Below are 1,055 nucleotides of genomic sequence, written 5' to 3'. Positions count from 1 at the left end.
GGGGTGCGGAGTCGGGGCGAGGGCGGCGCGGACGGCGCTCTCGAGGCGGAGGAGGTCGTCGGACGCGCGCACCAGCGACGCGTCGTCAACGGGCTGGTCCTCGACGAGGAGCCGGCGCAGCGCGACCGGGTCGCCGCCGAGCAGCTCGGACGTGCCGCTCACGATCTCGTCGACCCCGGCCCCGGCGGACAGGCCGAGCATCGAGGCGACGCGGCGGAGGGTGCCGATGCGCAGCGCGTCGAGGGCGCGGACCCGGGTGCTCCCCCGTGCGTAGAGCCGCGCGCGGCCGCGGGCGGTCTCGCTCGCGTGCACGACGACGGGCAGCGGCTCGACGGCGAGCGGACCGAAGCGGCGTCCGCGCCAGACGGCCGCGGCCACGCCGACGGCCAGCAGCAGGAGGATCGCGGGCGTGACCCAGCCGGGAGCCAGGTCGGCCGGATCGACGGCGCCCTCGCCCCGCAGATCGTCGAACCCGACGCGGTACCAGACGAGGCGCTCCTGGGCGCCGAGCAGGTTCAGGGCCAGGGCGGCACGCCCCTGCTCGTCGACGGTTCCGTTGCGGAGCACGTCGGCGTCGCCGAGCACCGCGACGTCCGCGCCTCCGGGGCTCGTGCCCGTGACGAGCGAGAAGGCGTCGTCCCCGGTGGGGAAGCAGCCCGTCGCTCCGCCCTCGACGATGCGGTAGGCCCGACCGCCCGCGGGGATCGCTCCCGCGCGCGCCGCGGCCCGGACGACGCAGTCGGCGTCGAGGGACCCGTCCGCGAGCGGGACGCCGGCGGACGCCACACCGGGGAGCAGGGCGTCCAGCGCGGTGGCGGTCGGGCGCACGAGCACGATCGAGCCGAAGGCGTCCTCGAGGTCGGCGTACTGCTGCTCGTCCAGGACGGCGTCGGCGTCGTCGACCAGGAGCACGGTGCGGGAGTCCGCGGCTCGGAGCGCCGCGTCGAGGTCGTCGGCGCGCTCGACGGGGACGCCCTCCTCGCGCTCGTCGCCGTGGGCACCGTGCTGCTGACCGTCGCCACGGGGGCGCCGGCGCTCGCGCCCGACCTCGATGT

General features: G+C 77.5%; 1 protein-coding gene. It reads right to left on the bottom strand.

Features of this window, described 5'->3' with window-relative positions; all coding sequences use genetic code 11:
- Nucleotides 1–1,055, bottom strand: a 1,055-nt coding sequence (locus NB037_RS19325) for a DUF4350 domain-containing protein (protein WP_251948689.1), incomplete at both ends; no start/stop codon positions are given.

Source organism: Rathayibacter rubneri (assembly GCF_023743255.1).
GTDB lineage: Bacteria > Actinomycetota > Actinomycetes > Actinomycetales > Microbacteriaceae > Rathayibacter > Rathayibacter rubneri.
This window is presented reverse-complemented; position numbering and strand designations above follow the sequence as displayed.